Genomic DNA, 17,326 nt, shown 5'->3' with positions numbered 1-17,326 from the left:
CATTATTGGTTTTTCATAATGGGCTATTTGGATGCAATCGCGTGTGCCAAATGGCTCTAAATTTACTGCAAGAGACATTTGGCATGATCCAAGAATATATCGATGCGTATCCGCAGGGCCTTGGCCTGAGTGTTCAACAAAAACAACATGTATCAAAGCAAGATGATGCCGCCGTTACCGTGCACAGTGTTTTGGTGCCAATCGAACCCAGCCTAACAGTGGCAGAGCTGACTCAGCGTGCTGAAACCATTGCGCAGCAACAGCTCATATTGCAGTTTGCATTCACACAGGTAGAAGGCTTTAGAGGCACGCGTCAGGTGCCTAATGCACAACACAGTTTAATCTGTGAAGCGGTTACGAGCCAAGCTGACTTAGTGGCTACTGAGCAAGCTAAGCTTATTCCTATCACATTGGATACGGCACATGGACAAAACATTCAACTCAGCCATTTTGTTTGCCAGCAGCAAGCGTATTTGCTGATTCATGCCAATGCTTTAGCGTTAGATATTGCCAGCGTTTATGAATATATTGGTCAATTACTCAATGGTGTGGAAGGCGACACTGAAGTAATTCAATATCCAGACTTTTTAGCTTGGCTTGAAGAGATGAATGAAACGCCAGAAGCGGCCCAAGGGGCGGCGTATTGGCAGCAAGTAAGCACAAAATTACAGCATGTAGATAACAACTTTCAACTGCCTTATCACAAGGCGCCTGCCGCCACTGATTTGTGCACGCAGCAAAGTTGTGCTGTGTCACTGAGCGATTCAGTTCTGCAAAGTATTGATGGTTTGGCAGAGCAACTTGAGTTAGACAGCGAAGTGATTTTGCATGCGACTTGGTGGATGTTACTTGCTCGCATTAGCAAGAATGCAGGGTTTAGTGCCGCACTGGGTTACGACCCAAGACAAATGAGCGAAGAACTTGAGGGCGCGCTAGGCGTGTACCAATTGCACTTACCGATTGTCATTGACGTGGACCCTTTGCAAACGCTGACCGCGTGGCTTAGTCAGTTTGCTTTCCAGTGTGAGCAACACCTTGAGTGGGCCGAAGCTTATCAAGGCACTGAAAAGTATGAATTAAACTGGTCTCCAAGCTGTGTTATGCAGGTATGGCATGGCGAGTCTTATGGTCAGCTATTGCGTTTGGACGATAGCAGCGAATTACACTTAACCTGTGTGCTAAAAGACACGGGAGCACAACTGGCGCTGCGCTATGATAGTCAAGCCTACAGTGACGCAGCTGCACAAACCTTGTTAGCGCAATATCAGCAATTATTGCAGCAACTAGGTAGTCAACTAAATACGCCAGTGGGTGAATTACAGATAGCCACCGAGCAAGAGCAAAAACGCCACTTAGGCCTAAACCGTGCAGCCACAGAAGTCGCGCTACTGTTTGATAAAATCACACATTTTGCTGCGACTCAGCCGACACAACTTGCCCTGACAGATGGCCAACAAAGCTTAGACTATGCGTCTTTAGATGCGCGTTTACTGCGTATTGCCAATGTGTTGCAAGCGAAGGGCGTCGCCAGCAACGACATCGTCACGGTTGCACTGCCGCGCAGCTTTGAGCAAGTGTTGGTGATTCTAGCGATTCAACGTCTCGGTGCAGCTTACTGTCCGGTGGACCCTGTTTGGCCACTCTCGCGTCAACAACAAATTATTACAGCAGCTGGCGCGACCCGCCATATTGCAGTACAAAGTGATGAGAACAGCATAGGTTTAGTTGAGTTGTTGGCTGCAGCAGAACAGCTGACGGTCGCAGACACCATTGCGTTGCCTAACGCGCAACAAGTGGCGTATGTCCTATTCACATCTGGTTCTACGGGAACACCAAAAGGCGTGGTGATTGAACACGCTCAATTGGCACATTACTGCTTTGGCTCAAGTGAAGCGATGAACCTTGGTCAACAGCGCTATGGTTTAACCTCAACCGTTGCGGCTGACATCGGTAATACGTGCCTATTTAATGCCTTTTACAATGGCGGTAGTTTAGTGGTTGCCCCAGAGCAGGCAGTTATGGAAGGTCAGGCCTTTGCCCAGTATGTCAGTGCGCAACAAGTGGAAGTGGTTAAGATTGTGCCTTCACATCTGCAAGCGCTGTTAGAGAGTGAGCCAAAAGCTCTGCCAAACAAGCTGATCCTCGGTGGTGAAGCCAGTGCACCGACATTACTACAAAAGATCCATCGCTTGAGTCCAAATACGAAGGTATTTAACCACTATGGGCCGACCGAAGCGACGGTCGGTGTGCTGTCTCATCAGTATCATGATTTATCAAGCTTTGCAGGTACAGTGGCAAAGTTAAGCCACATCTTTGCTGGTTCGTCAATTTATATTCTTAATGAGCACGGTACGCTGTGTGCGGTGGGTGAGCAAGGTGAGTTACACATTGCTGGTACGCAACTGGCGCGTGGCTACTTAGGTAAAGCTGAAAGCGAAGGCTTTGTCAGCGATAGCCAATGGGCACCCAGATTATATCCAACAGGTGATGTCGCGCGATATATGCCTGATGGCACGATTAGCTTGTCGGGCCGAAAGGACGACCAAGTACAGATTCGCGGCTTTAGGGTTGAGCCCAATGAAGTTGCCGCAAGTGTAAGCCGTACACTTGAGTCAGTTGGGTGTTACGTCATGGCGCAAAATCTTGGCGGTCAAACCGCATTAGTGGCTTATTTAACCGGGTTTGAATACCAAGGTAATCCAGTATCTGGCCTACTAGACGGTGAGGTGAACCAATACTTGCAAACGCATCTGCGTGACCATTTACCTGAAGCCATGGTACCGCAATTTTTCATTGCATTAGCGCAACTGCCTCTACTTACCAATGGCAAAGTTGACCGTACTCAGTTACCTAAGGCGAATGAACTGCAAAACGTAGCTTATGTGGCACCCAGTTCACAGCTGGAGAAGTGGTTAGCAGACTCGCTGGCAGATATTTTAGAAGTTGAAAAAGTCAGCTGTGATATCAGCTTTTTCGACTTAGGTGGCCATTCATTGGCAGCCATCAAATGGGTGACGCGGATTAAAAAGCAACTGTTGATGGATGTTGACCCTGGCATTATTTTTGACAATGCCACCATCGTGAAGTTGGCGGCCGCATTGAGTGCCAAGCACCCTGATGCGCAAAAGCTAGAAAAAATCGCCATGACCCAATTAAAGCTCGCTACGCTCTCGCCAGAGCAGCGCGAAGTGCTACAACAAAAGTTGGGTTTAGGCAGCTAATCGCTTAATCAAATCAATCTTTACATTAGGGAGTCTGTGACTCCCTTTTCCCTTTTTTAGAGATACACATGAACAACGACGATATTCTTGACGCACTGGCCGATGAATTAGACCTAGACTTACTTGGTGAACTATTTGCTGAGCAACCAGAAACACACAGCGAGATCCGTCGTCATGCGGATAACTTTGGCCACTTGTCATTTCAGCAGCAACGATTATGGTTGCAGCAACAGCTGACGCCTGAGTCTATTTCTTACAATGTGCCCCGTGCTTATTACATTGAGACAGCGTTGGATTTAACCAAGCTACAACAGGCATTGAATGTATTAGTACACACCCATCAGGCACTGGCTACGCGTTTTAGCGATGACAATTCGCCAGTTCAGTACCTTGTCGACAATGCTCAAGTGCCACTTACTGAATTGGCACTGCCTGAGGCGCAACAAGTAGGGTCAGCCGTTAAGGTATTATCGTCAGATGTGGTGAAAAACTGGTTTGCCCAGCCTTTTGACTTATCTCATGCGCCATTAATGCGTGCCGCTTGGCTCGCGTTTGGTAAAGGTGGGATCCTGCTCTTGGACAACCATCACATTGCCAGTGATGGCTGGTCGGCAAATTTGATTTTACGTGACCTTGCTCGCGCATACTTTGGTGAACATATTGCGCCAACGGCGCTAAGGTATCTCGATTATGCCCAGTGGCAACGGGATGCGCTTGAAGCTGAAATGGGTCAAAAGGCCTGCGATTACTGGCGTGACTACGTAAACTTTGAGCCGCAGCAATTCAATATACCCAAGGCGACACAAGTTGATAATGGCCGCTACGCCATTTTGGCAAAAACGCAGCTATCGACTGAGATGACGCGGTCGTTGCGCGGCTTGTGTCAGCAATATAGCTTGACGCTATCGTCGTTGACTATGGCGCTTTACCAAGTTGTTTTATCACGCTTTAGCGATGCTCAGCAGTTTTTATTAGGGGTGCCAACCGCGGCGAGAAACCACCCGGATATTAGTGACATTGTCGGTTTTTTTGTGAACACCCAGCTTTATAAAAATGAGGCATTACCGGAGCGTTCTTTGATTGAAGCTGCACGCGCTGTACAGCAGCACACCTTGGCCGTGATTGATCATCAACTGGTGCCCTATGAATGGCTGGCAAGAGAGCTGGGATGGCAGCAAACGGCAGAGCAAAGTCACTTCCAAGCCATGTACAATTTCTCGGAGTATCAGCCAAGTAGTGATGGACCGATGCCATTGCCTTTGACGCCCATTATTGTGGATCAATTCGAGGCCAAGTTTCCGCTTTCATTGGAAGTGGTCGAGCAGGCAGACTCGATTTTGATTCAGTTTGAGGGCGACCCCATGCACTGTGATGCAGAGGTATTACCCCATCTTCTTGAGAGCTTCTTGGTATTGACTGAGAGATTGGTTGCACAGCCAGAGCAAGCAATGGGTAACGTCTCTCTGACAGTGCAGCAATCCCTTGCGGACGTTCAGCCAATCGCGCAAGCACCAAGCTATTTAACAAAATTGACCGAGCGTTTTGAGTCACATGCTGTACAAGTTGCCGCGATGGAGCCACAGGGTCATTCCCTGACTTATGGGGACTTAAATAAGCGCAGCGCGCAGTTAGCTAATTACTTGATTTCGCAGGGGCTACAGGCAGAGCAAACCGTGGCGCTGATGTTTAGCCGAGGCATCGACATGCTGGTGGCGATGTTGGCGGTGATGCGTGCTGGTGGCACTTATGTGCCTGTTGATCCTAAGTTACCACAATCACGCATTGACTATATTTTGGATCACAGTGAGTCTTTGCTGGTGCTGCACAATACGCCATTGGAGTTGGCTGAAAAGGTTGTGGCGATTAATACTGCAACACTTGCGCTAGCATCACAACCTGAATCTGCGCCTGTTGTTGATATTCACGGGGCGCAATTAGCGTATGTGATTTATACCTCAGGCTCCACGGGCAAACCAAAAGGGGTGGCGATTAGCCATGAAAATCTCAGTAACTTTTTAGCCGCGATGCAGGACAAGCTTACTCTGCAAGCGAGCGATAAAGTGCTGGCACTGACCTCTTTGTCATTTGATATCTCTGGCCTTGAGTTACACCTGCCACTTTATGCCGGCGCACAGGTGCTGGTCGCAGAACAACAAAGTGATTTAAACGACTCGATATTGGCGGAGGTTGCTTTAATTCAAGCAACCCCTGCTGGCTGGCGGGCACTGCTGGCTGAAAATCTGATACAGCGCCCGGTGCTGGGGCTGTGTGGCGGCGAAGCGCTGCCAGCAGAGCTTGCCGAGACGCTACTGGCTCACAACGTGACACTTTGGAATATGTATGGACCGACTGAAACAACGATTTGGTCATCCTGTCAACGTGTGGTTGATGGTCAAATACACCTCGGGGAAACCGTTCGCGCGACTCAATTTCATGTCTTGGATGCGGCGCTCAATCCTGTACCAAATGGGGTTGCAGGCGAGCTTTATATCGCCGGTGCAGGCCTTGCGCGAGGTTATTTAAATCGTCCAGATCTCAGTGCTGAACGCTTTGTGGCAAACCCATTTTGCGATAACGGCAGCCGACTGTATCGCACCGGAGATTTGGTGAAATATAATGTGGAAGGACACTTAGAGTACCTTGGCCGCACCGATCACCAAGTGAAAATTCGCGGCTTTAGAATTGAATTGGGTGAAATTGAAGCGCAGCTTTATCATCAATCGAACGTCACTGAGGCCGTGGTGATAGCTGAAGAATTACCAACCGGTGCACGTTTGGTCGCGTATGTGGCTGGTTGCGATCTTGAGAGCAATACTTTGCAAACCCAATTGGCGCAAGTGTTACCACATTACATGGTACCGAGCGTGATTGTGGTGCTCGATGCATTGCCACTGAATAACTCTGGTAAAATTGACCGTCATGCACTGCCCAAGGTACAAGACAGTCACCGTGAAGACATTGTCGCACCGGCTGACGAACAAGAGCAGCAATTAGCGGACATCTGGCAAACGGTCCTGAAGTATTCACCGATAGGTCGTGAAGATGACTTCTTTGCGCTTGGTGGCGACTCAATCATTGCATTGCAATTGGCAAGTCGCATCAGTGCGTCATTAACGCTCAATTGCGCTGTTAAAGATATTTTTGATGCGCCCACGGTGGCAGCCTTATCAGCACGATTGACCTCTGCATCAGCCAATGTACTCCCTGTACTTGAGAAGGTAGACAGGCAGCCTAGTTACGATCTTGCCCCCGCGCAAATGAGCTTGTGGTTGTCAGACCAGATGGTGCAAGAACAAGATAAACATGCTTTTAATATTTCAGGTGCTGTGACACTGCGCGGTGAGTTGGATATCGATTTGTTACAACAGGCATTTTCACTGGTGGTTGCCCGTCATGCATCATTGCGTATGCGTTTTGAAGAGCATTTAGGCGAAGCAAGCATGATTGTCGCCGACGACGTTGAGTTTAAGTTAGCCACCCATGACCTGTCACACCTTGCCCTAATACTGCGGGATGAACACACACAAAAGCTACAAAAAGAATTTGAAAATCAGCCATTTAATTTAGATTCAGCTCCGCTGTTGCGTGCTATGTTAGTGAAACTAGCGGGGCGTGAGTTTCTGTTATCCGTCAGCATGCACCACATCATATCGGATGGTTGGTCGACGGGCGTGTTAATTGATGATCTGGGCAAGGCCTATCAAGCTCTAACAACCCAGCAATCACCAAACTGGCAACCGCTAGAGATTGATTATGTTGATTATGCGCAGTGGCAGCAGGCCATGCAAAGTCAAGAAGCCGGTCAGCTGTTACGTGATTATTGGCGCGACCACCTTGCGGCGGCACCAGCAAATAGCGCCTTGCCAAACCATTATCCCCGCCCCGCACAATTAAGTAATGAAGGCAGTTTGGTAACAGGGTCATTTGATGCAGATCAAACCAAGCGTTTAAAAGCATTTGCCAGCGAGCAGCGTCTTTCACTCAATGCACTGTTGTTATCTGGGTACTTCTTATTCTTGCACGCCGTCAATGACAAGCCAGATGTGATTGTGGGCAGTGATTTTGCAGGGCGTGACAATCCAGCATTGGAGGCGCTCATTGGCTTCTTCGTGCGGGTTTTACCACAGCGAAGTAAGCTCAAGGAAGAGTTTTTAGTTATTGATTTTATTAAACAAACACAAGATTTGTCACTGCAAGTAATGGCGCATCAAGCATTGGGGCTTGAGTCACTAACTGAGTTGGTCGATACACCGCGTGTGAACAATATTCAACCTTTGGTGCAGCAATTGTTTGTGATGCAAAACACGCCACAGCAACAATGGCCAATGGCTGAAATTAGCCTAGAACCTGTGGAGAGTTTAAGTGCGATTAGCAGTAAATTTGATAGCGCGCTCTTCGTCATTGAGGCGGATGAGTTGCAATGCCAGTGGGTGTTTAGAAAACAGCTTTATAACCCAGAGATTATGCAGCAATGGTTGGGGCGTTGGCAGCAATGCGTGTTGCAACTCATAGAGATGAGCGAACAGCCTGTTCGCAATGTAATTTCGCCAATGATTCAGGAATTTAAAACTATGCAAAAAGCAGCCCGAGGAAATTCATTTTCAGGATTAAAAAAAGGTCTTAAGAAACGTGCAAAGGCACCTGCTGCGCCGATAAAAACATACTTTTTACCCGAGACTGAGCAGTTTCCAATTCTCGTAGAGCCGACGTCCCCCGATCTTGACCCAATTAACTGGGCAAGCAATAACCGCGATGTGATAGACGGTTATTTACAACAATACGGTGGGATCATTTTTAGAAACTTCGCGCTTCAGTCGCCGCAGGAGTTTGAGTCTTTTGCCGATGCCATTCAGCCGGGCCTATATGGTCAATACGGCGACTTACCGAAAAAAGAAGGTGGTAAAAAAACCTATAAATCGACGCCTTACCCTGAGCGTCAGATGATCCTGTATCACAATGAAAGCTCGCATTTAGGAAAATGGCCACGCAAGCAATGGTTCTTCTGTGAACTGCCTTCGAAAGTAGGGGGCGCTACGCCAATCGTGGATTGCCGTCGTATGCTCAAAGAGCTGCCAGAAGAGCTCGTTGCAAAAATCAAAGAAAAAGAACTGTTATACGTACGTAACTTTATTCCAAATCTGGATGTGGCTTGGCAAGATTTTTACAAAACGGACGACAAAGCTGAAGTAGAAGCGCGTCTTACGGCAAGCAACACTGAGTTCCGTTGGTTGGACAATGGAGGCTTGCAAACTCGCACTAAAACGCATGGTGTGATTAAGCACCACTTGAGTGGTGAGGAGTCTTTCTTTAACCAAGTGCAACTGCATCACGAATCTTGTTTAGAGGCAAGTGTGCGCGATGATCTCCTCGAGATGGTTGGTCACGAGTATTTACCGCGTAACGTGTTCTTTGGTGATGGGACGCCAATCAGCTATGAAGAAATGGCGATCATTGGTGAAGCGTATGAGCGCTGTGCGGTGAGGTTTGACTGGCAAAAAGGCGATGTGGTGATGCTAGACAACATGCTGGCAGCCCATGCCCGTGACCCATATGAAGAGCCGCGAAAAATCGTAGTCGCAATGGGCGATATGGTGTCTCAAGCGCAGTTGGTTGAGGCGAACGCTGAACAGGCGAAAGCCGATCAGGAGTGTTTAGCATGATCGCTGAATACATCGAAGAATATCAGCAAGGAGTTGTATTAACGGCCAATCAGCAGTGTTTCACTGCTGATCTCAATCAGTCACTGCCGCTTGTACAGTTGCTGATACCGTGCTCTGCGACGTACCAAAGTGTGCAACGCTATGCTGACGAACTGGTGCAGTCTCACATAAGCTTAGCGTCAAATTATCAACCAGTCGCTGGTTTTAAAGGTCTGCGTGCACTGCCTAATGAAAGTGCAAAAATTGCCGTAGACAGCATTGAATGGTCTCCATCGGGTGTACCAAGCCTCGCGCAGTTAGCGTTATTGTCGCCTGTGGATTTGGCACCTCAAAGTGGTTGCAACTTACAGCTCACGTATGTGCAAACGGATGAGCAAAGCCTGCTTGCACTGCGCGGCTTTGCTGGTGCTGTTGATCTACCTTCGCTTGAGCTCATAGCTGCGATTATTAATGGCCAGTCGGATGATGAAGAAGCGCTTCAATTCCCTGACTTTGTTGCTTGGCAGCAAGAGATGCAGAGTGAAGATGAAGGATTGGCGGGGCAAGCATTTTGGCAAAACTACTTGAGTGGTGATGTGCCTTCGGTATTGCAGCTGCCATATAATATGAGGGCTGTAAGCGAAGGTGAATGCAGTGTTAGTCAAATACAACACACTTTAAATGCGGATGTATGGCAGGGAGCGAGTAGCTACGCCGAGACATTAGGTGTCTCAGCGCAAAACCTTACGCAATATGCGTGGTGGTGGTTGATGGCGCGTCTTGCAACCACACCGCGCTTTTTAACGGCGTTGCATTACGACCCACGTCAAGAAGATGAGGCGTTTGAGGGGGCCATTGGCCGCTACGCAAAAGCATTACCGTTAATTGTTGAATATCAGCCGGAGCAATCGCTAGAGAAATGGCTGAGCGACTTGAACGAACAGTGCGAAAACCTTCGCCAATATGCGCTGAGTGCCAACGAGTTTCAGCTGAAAACCGCATTGACCGCCGCGGATTACCTGCTGCCACAAGGCGAACAACCGTTTGATTGGCATATAGGTCACGGTCATGGTTTAAATATCGTGATTTCTCAAAATGGCGCGCTGACTTTAACTTATGCCCAAGGCAGTTACTCTGCTGCCGCCGTGACAAGTTTACTGGCTCAATTGGCGCAAGTCCTCAATGTTATTGCCACAGGCAATACCAAGCCCAAATCTGCTGACATCAGTGTACTGAGTGATATTCACAAATCTCAGTTAATGGCTATCAATGGTACTGAGTTTAGTGAGCAATTGGAGAGTGTGGTACAGCGCGTTTATGGCTTTGCCCAAGCTCAGCCCACTCATACAGCACTGACAGATGAGCTTGGTTCGCTTAGCTACGCAGCGCTTTGGCAGCAAGTAGAGGAAGTTGCCAAAGGCTTGATGACAGAGCAACCTGAGTCTTTGCAACCTGTATTATTATTGCTCCCTAGAAGCACTGAATTAATCGTTGCGATGCTGGCGAGCATGCGCGCAGGCTTTGGCTTTGTGCCTTTAGATCCCAGCTGGCCGCAGGCGCGCATTGATAAAGTACTGGCGCAGTTTGACAATGCGGTGGTGATTGCTGCATCGACTGACTTTGGTGTTACTTTGACCTCTCTTCAATCAAGCCGTGATGTTTTGTTACCGACACTTGAAGCGATGGCAGACAGCCTGGCTTATACTATTTTTACGTCGGGTTCTACAGGCACACCTAAAGGCGTTCGTATTGGTCAGCAGCAATTAAGTGCGTATTGTCATGCGTCGAGTGAAGCATTGAATTTAGCGGCGCAGCAAAACTTTGCCCTAACCGCAACCGTGGCCGCCGATCTGGGTTATACCTGTTTATTTAATGCGTTATACCTAGGCAAGCAGCTATGTATAGCTAACGAACAACAAAGTATGGACAGCGCTGCGTTTACTGCCTTTTTACAGCAACACCAGATTGACTGTATCAAGATTGTACCATCTCATTTGCAAGCGCTATGCGATCTGAAAGCACTGCCTTACTTCCCTAAAAAGATTATTCTCGGCGGTGAAGCGTGTCCAAATACATTTTTACGCTCATTACAACAGTGGGCACCTCAAAGTGAGATTTATAATCACTATGGACCCAGTGAAGCAACTGTCGGTGTGATGTGTCATCGCTATCAGGCGGGCGATGGTGGCGTGGCTAAGCTGAGCCAAGTATTTACGGGTACTCAAACTTATATATTAAATCAAGCTGGACAGCTGTGCAGTTATGGTGAAGTGGGTGAACTGTACATCGCCGGTGCACAGCTGAGTGAAGGTTATCTGGCTCAGCCAGAGCATCCGGCATTTTCAGCGCATGATGAATTGGAGCGACGCATATATGCAACGGGCGATCTCGCGCGCTATATGCCTGACAACTCAGTCATGATCCTTGGCCGTAAAGATGACCAAGTTAAAGTGCGCGGTTTTAGAATTGAACTGGGCGAAGTGGCCAATAGCATTGAGCAAGTTGAGGGTATCGAACATTGCTTGGTGATTGCCGATAAAGTAGATGGGCAGGTCACTTTACAAGCTTACATTGTCGCTAACCAATTTGCTGAGGGCGCACTCGATAGCAGGGCGGCAACGGCGCTGCAAGCAGCCTTATCACAAAAGCTGCCCGAGGCGATGGTGCCTTCGGCATTTATGGTGGTTGCGCAGTGGCCGCGTTTGGGTAATGGCAAGGTTGACCGCAAAGCACTGCCTTCGTTTGCAACGCAAGTCGTTGCTTATGAAGCGCCTCAAGGTGATTTAGAGAGACGTTTGGCTGCCATATTCGCTGAAGTCTTGGAGCTAACGCAGGTAAGTCGTAGCGCATCTTTCTTCCAGTTGGGCGGGCATTCTATTTCAGCGATTAAGTTGGTGAAGCGCTGGGCGGACCGAGAAGCTGCGTCATTACATTTTGATTTAGGTGTTCTATTCCAAGCTCCGAGTGTGGCGCAATTGGCTATGGCTCTAACTCGCCGTGATGCACAGGCTATTACGCCGTTGAATACGCATAAAGCGGGTAACCGTCAGGTGATCTGTTTCCATGATGGACTGGGTCTCACTTTAAGTTACCGTGAGTTAGCTGAACAACTGGCAGAGCAAGTGAATTTGTTTGCCTTAGTGCCGAGTAAAGTGGACCTTGAAGCTACTGATTTTGATCAGCTAGCGACACTATATGCTGAAAAAATTACAGCGCAGTTTAGTGGAGAGAACATTGAATTACTTGGTTTTTCAATGGGAGGGCTCCTTGCGGCAAAAGTAGCGGTATTACTAGAATCTACTGGTCAATCTGTCACGCATCTTTATTTGGCAGATTCCTGGATCCCCACTGTCGAACCACGTGTTGTCACTCAATTTCAAGCAGTGCATGAATTCCTAACATTGGTGGTAGGCAATGGTGGAGAGGCTTGGTCAAGCTGCATTGATGCGCACTTCAAACCTCTGCTGGAAAGCTCTGAGCTTGAAGCTGACATACTTAAAGCGCAGTTAACCGTATTTTGGCAAGCCGAGAGCGCTCAGTTACCGCTGCCTTACAGCGCTATTGATGGTACTCAATTGGCTGAGACGTTTGCCAATAGTGAAAAGCTAAAGGCACAGCGTGAAAATGGCTGTACGTTGCCAAGCTTACCGACAACACTGACTACACAAGTATGGTGGTCAAGTGAGCGCCTAGCTAGTGATATTGCGTCTTATCGCGGTCATTTATCTGCAAACGGCGCGCAGTTAACAGAGCAACGGTTAGCCTGTGGCCACCAGCAGGTGGTGAGTCACGCGCATCTGCTAAAAGCTGTGGCGGGCTAGTCCAATGATCGGGTCGATTGAAGGCCCTGACAACATAATTGAAATGGGGCGTTGGGAAACTAAGGCCCCATTTTGCGTTGTTTAATCTTATTTTCTTAAATTTTTTTAAACTTCTTTCGTCGATCTCAGTGGTGCATTTTTGGCGGTCTATTACGTAACGTTATCTAAGCGGCCGTGGAGTAAACAGGAAGGAGTTTATGGACAAAAAAACGCTGACCCGATTAACCAAGCAACATTCTGTTTTAGGTGCTATCAGCGCCTGTATTCTTACCATCGTTTTTGTTTGTGGCAGCTTACTTTTTTTCCGCGGCCAATTGCTTAATTGGCAGTTTGCTTGGCAGCAAGATAGTCAGTTGGAGCGCTCAATGTCTTGGCAGGCAGCGGTTACTGACTTGACTGAGAAGGTCCCTGACTTTGTTGATAAACGTATCACATTGACGACTGATCCGCAGCACAATCACTTGTTTCAAATTTACGTTGGCCACGACGAGCGCCTACTCTACAACAATCAAACTCAACAATTATTTGGCCAAGACTCAGCACAACAAGCGGTATCTGACTTCTTGTATTTTTGGCACATTAATTTTACCACCCATATTGGTACGGATATCATTGCATTAGCGTGTATCTTCTTGATTATGGTCACCATTAGCGGAATATGGATCCGCTGGAAAGATCTGCTGAAAAAGTTTCACCAGTACCGTGCCAAAGGCAAGTCTCGCGATGTGTTTAAAGACAGTCATGTCTTGTTAGGGCTTGGCGTACTGTTGTTTATGCTGATGTATGGCTGGAGCAGTGCTTACTTTAACGTTGGCTACGAAATTAACGGGCCAGTATATCACGAGTATGCACAAAAAAGTGGTGATAGCTACTGGGATGAACTGGGTTTTCCACGCAAGCCCAACAACTATGATATGGATGCAAAGCTAACCGCAGAGCGACTTAACCAAGTCATTTCTGACTATCAGCAAGCTTACCCTGAAATGCGTATCGCGCGCTTTGATATATACCCACGACCTTGGGTTCGACTCAGGGTGAGTGGAGAGTCGGACCGCAGCTTTGAGTTTGTAACCGCATTTTATGATGTCCATGGCAATTTATTGTATGAGCCCGAGCGCAAGCCATTAAATGATGTATACAACATTATGGTACAGCTGCATGAAGGGCACTTGCTAGGTAAGTCATCGCATTTACTTTATTTTGTACTTTCCATGATGGCCATCGCCGCGATGCTTATAGGGAACTTGTATTGGTTAGCTATTCGTGAGCCAAAGCGTGCTGGACAAACTCTATTTAAATTGCAGCGTTTTTGTTTAGAGGCGGGTACATGTGGGGCCTTATTTGCTGTGGCACTTCTGCTGGTATGCACACGGTTGTTTAGTCAAGGTGAACCATTACTGGTGCTTACAAATCAACTTATCGTGACCTTTAGCTTGCTCGGTTGTGGTGCACTAACGCTGTATTTTTCACAAGCAAAAGATTCTGCTCATGCTGTGCTGCAAGGAGCGGGGGTTTTATTCTTATTGTTGCCACTCATTGATTTAATTCGCTTTGTCTCAGGCCATGAATTGTATAGCTTTGTAGGCAGAGACATGATCACAGTCAACATCGCATTTATTGCACTATCTGGTTTGAGTTTTGGTTTGGCAACTGTGGTGGTACGGGTAACAGATAAAGTGAAAAAACGCAGTATTGAGCTGGAGCCTGCCTAATGATTGCGTGGTTTTACTTTGTGTTATTAGGTTTTGTGTTATTCAGCCAATCTAAGTATTGGCCGTATGCACCTGTGCGTGTGTTTGAACGATTGTTTACGCTGGTGAGTGCGAAGCTGGTGCTCTTGGCAAGCGTGACAGTATTGACGGTTGTTTACTATCTGCAAATGGGGTTGTTCGCTGCGTTATTCTTGGTGTTATTTGCACTGAGTATCGGTCTGCCAATCGTGGTTATGATGGGACATCACAGAGGCACGGCACCAGTCCTTATGCTGCTGACCCTCGCTGCGATTGGAGGAGTATTATAATGCGTGTTTTGAACTTTGGCGTGGTACTTGGGTTACTGGTTGGTTGGTTACTCGTAAGGGGTGGTATTTGGCTGAGCCTCGATTTATTTGATTTTGATTTTCATAGCGTTCTGACTATTTCAGAGTTATTTAGCATCGTAATAATTGCAGGGGTTGCTTTTCATTTTACTATGCTAGGTGATTATAAGTCTCAAATGCTGCTTGCCGCCAAGTATTTAGTCCCTATGGGTGGATTATTTATTTTGTTATTTGGGATTAATTCATTCGCCTAAATTGTCTTAAATTATTTTACTATTAATATAATCATAAATATTTTTCACTATTTAAAGTTTTGATATTAATAGGTTTTAATTGAAGTTGTGTTGCTTTTAACTACAAATGACACAACGGCGCTAAATTTTTTGAATATTGCATCGTCTACCCTTCAGTAATTAAGAGTTTTTACTTCGACTAGGATAAGGGAGTCAAACGACGTATGAAGCAATATTCTACGATTGCAAAAGCGGTATGTATCGGACTATTGGCAAGTAGTTCTTCAGTAGTATTCGCAGATGATGCGAAATTAGATCTAGAACGTATCGAAGTGGTGGGTAAACACCACCGTGATGTAGGTGCAACAGGTCTGCCACTAGCAATTGGCGATACACCACAGTCAATTTCGATTGTTGACAGCGAATTTATGTCTTTCCATGACGTTAACTCAGTAGGTGACGCGCTATCACACAGTGCGGGTGTATTTGCTGAAAACTCATTAGCTAACCGCTCTCGTTTTGTTTACTCACGTGGTTTTGAAATTAACCGTTACCTTATCGATGGTATGGGGGCTGGTAGCAGTCCAGTAAACAGTAACCTATTGGATACTAGTATCTTCCAAAGTGTTGAAGTGATCCGTGGTTCAACAGGTATGCTCCAAGAGATTGGGCAGCCTTCAGGTACAGTAAATCTTGTACAAAAGCGTGCTTACAACACGACTGGTGGCTCCGTTTCTGCGGAATATGGTTCTTGGAATAAACGCCGTGTTGATGCGGATGTGAATGTTGCTTTAACCGCTGATGGCTCTGTTCGTGCGCGTACAGTACTTGTCTATGATGACGCAGAGTCGTTTGTAGAGCGCTCAGGCTCATTACGTAAAGTAATTTATGGCACGTTGACTGCTGACTTGAGCGATGATTTACAAGTATCAGTCTTTACTAGTCAGCAAAGTGATGACTTGGATGCGATGTCCAACGGCTTACCATACAGATTTATTACGGGTGAGCGTATAGAAGCTGGCAGCGAGCTGAACTTTTATCCTGATTGGGCAACGCAGAGCACAGATCAAGAAAATTTAATGGGTGAAGTCCGTTATCAGATCAACGATAAATGGAATGTAGTTGCGCGTACACACAGATCGGAAATGGAAGATGATCATTTATATACTGATCTTGATTTCCACTTAGAACGCAACGGTGATTACTTCTTATATCTGCGCGACAACAGACGTGATTACACGTCTGAGCGTACTGAGTTCAACTTAAACGGCCAATTTAGCCTGTTCGGTCGTGATCATGACCTGAACTTTACGTATGCGGATACCGAGTTTGAAGAGGAGTATTGGAGCTACCGTCCTGTCGGCGGTGCTGGCGGTAACTTCTTCGCTGAGCATGCACAGCAGCCAGCACAAACTAAGCCAGAAAAGCCTGCGTTCGATTATGATAATGGTGCTTTAACACATAGTCAGTTAGAGTCACAAAGTTTACGTTTGGCATTGAATTTAAATGTCACAGACAGCTTGAACTTCTTGGTTGGTGCTAACTACAAAGACATTAAAGCAGAAGGCGTGTCACGCAATGTAGCGAGTAAGCGCGACTTCTCTGACACGAATATCTACTTCGGTGGTGTGTATCGTTTCAACGAGCAAACGATGGTCTATGCAAGCTATACAGATATCTCTGACCAGCCAGCACACTACGACAAAAACAACCAGTTACTTGACTCTCCTGTGGGTAAGAATAAGGAAGTCGGTGTTAGGTATGCAACGCAAGACGATGCTTTTACAGTCGATGTGGCTTACTTTGACATCAGTCAGGACAACTACCCAGTGCGGGTTGCTGCGCAAGATGACTCCGGCGAGATTTACTACGTAGGGCAGAGCGGTATTGAATCAAAAGGCTATGAAGTCGAGGTAACGGGTCATATTACAAATCAATGGTTTGCTTCAGCATCTTATGCGGATATCGACGTATCAAACCCGAATTCTTTGATTGATAGAACCATCATTATTCAACCAAAAGAGGTCTTCAAGTTCAGTTCTTTCTATGACTTTGAAGATGGGCTACAAGGCTTACGCATAGGTGGTTACCTAACGTATGCTGGCGACCGAAAAGGCTTTAATGGTCTCGGCCGTGGCACAGAGTATTTTGATGTGAGTTCGAATACACTGCTTGGTTTCTCTGCTTACTATGAATTCAATGAAGCATTGAGTGCTAAGTTCAATATTCACAACCTACTAGATAAAGAGTATGACGCTAAGATTGCGTTCTTGACGGTTCGTCCAGGTGACCCACGCAATTACTCACTTCAGCTGACATACTCGTTCTAAATACGCGATATAAGTGCCTGGTTTAGCGCTAGGCGCTTAGCAGT

7 protein-coding genes are annotated in these 17,326 nt (G+C 46.9%); all 7 read left to right on the top strand.

Annotated elements, in window-relative coordinates; all coding sequences use genetic code 11:
• Positions 1-50: 50 nt before the first annotated feature.
• The gene (locus tag N482_RS12295; protein ID WP_231100854.1) at positions 51-3,221 is read left to right on the top strand and encodes an amino acid adenylation domain-containing protein; all 3,171 of its coding nucleotides are present in this window, start codon (positions 51-53) and stop codon (positions 3,219-3,221) included.
• A gap of 68 nt (positions 3,222-3,289) precedes the next feature.
• A complete protein-coding gene (locus N482_RS12290) occupies positions 3,290-8,881 on the top strand; it encodes a non-ribosomal peptide synthetase (protein WP_063377314.1) in 5,592 nt (1,863 codons plus the stop codon).
• The gene (locus N482_RS12285) at positions 8,878-12,681 is read left to right on the top strand and encodes a non-ribosomal peptide synthetase (RefSeq protein WP_063377313.1); all 3,804 of its coding nucleotides are present in this window, start codon (positions 8,878-8,880) and stop codon (positions 12,679-12,681) included. The genes N482_RS12290 and N482_RS12285 overlap by 4 nt, the downstream gene beginning before the upstream one ends.
• 197 nt (positions 12,682-12,878) lie before the next feature.
• Positions 12,879-14,393, top strand: coding sequence for a PepSY-associated TM helix domain-containing protein (locus N482_RS12280; RefSeq protein WP_063377312.1), 1,515 nt, complete (start codon positions 12,879-12,881; stop codon positions 14,391-14,393).
• Positions 14,393-14,701, top strand: a complete 309-nt coding sequence (locus tag N482_RS12275) for a hypothetical protein (protein ID WP_063377311.1) — start codon at positions 14,393-14,395, stop codon at positions 14,699-14,701. Before N482_RS12280 ends, N482_RS12275 begins: the two co-directional genes overlap by 1 nt.
• Positions 14,701-14,973 (top strand): hypothetical protein, encoded by a 273-nt coding sequence (locus N482_RS12270; RefSeq protein WP_063377310.1) that lies wholly within the window; start codon positions 14,701-14,703, stop codon positions 14,971-14,973. The genes N482_RS12275 and N482_RS12270 overlap by 1 nt, the downstream gene beginning before the upstream one ends.
• Before the next feature lie 203 nt (positions 14,974-15,176).
• Positions 15,177-17,282, top strand: a complete 2,106-nt coding sequence (locus tag N482_RS12265) for a TonB-dependent siderophore receptor (RefSeq protein ID WP_063377309.1) — start codon at positions 15,177-15,179, stop codon at positions 17,280-17,282.
• The last annotated feature ends 44 nt before the right edge of the window (positions 17,283-17,326 follow it).

Origin of the sequence: Pseudoalteromonas luteoviolacea NCIMB 1942, assembly GCF_001625595.1 — a bacterium.
Classification (GTDB): domain Bacteria; phylum Pseudomonadota; class Gammaproteobacteria; order Enterobacterales; family Alteromonadaceae; genus Pseudoalteromonas; species Pseudoalteromonas luteoviolacea_A.
The sequence above is the reverse complement of the archived record's forward strand: the minus strand, read 5'-3'. Positions and strand labels throughout refer to the sequence as shown.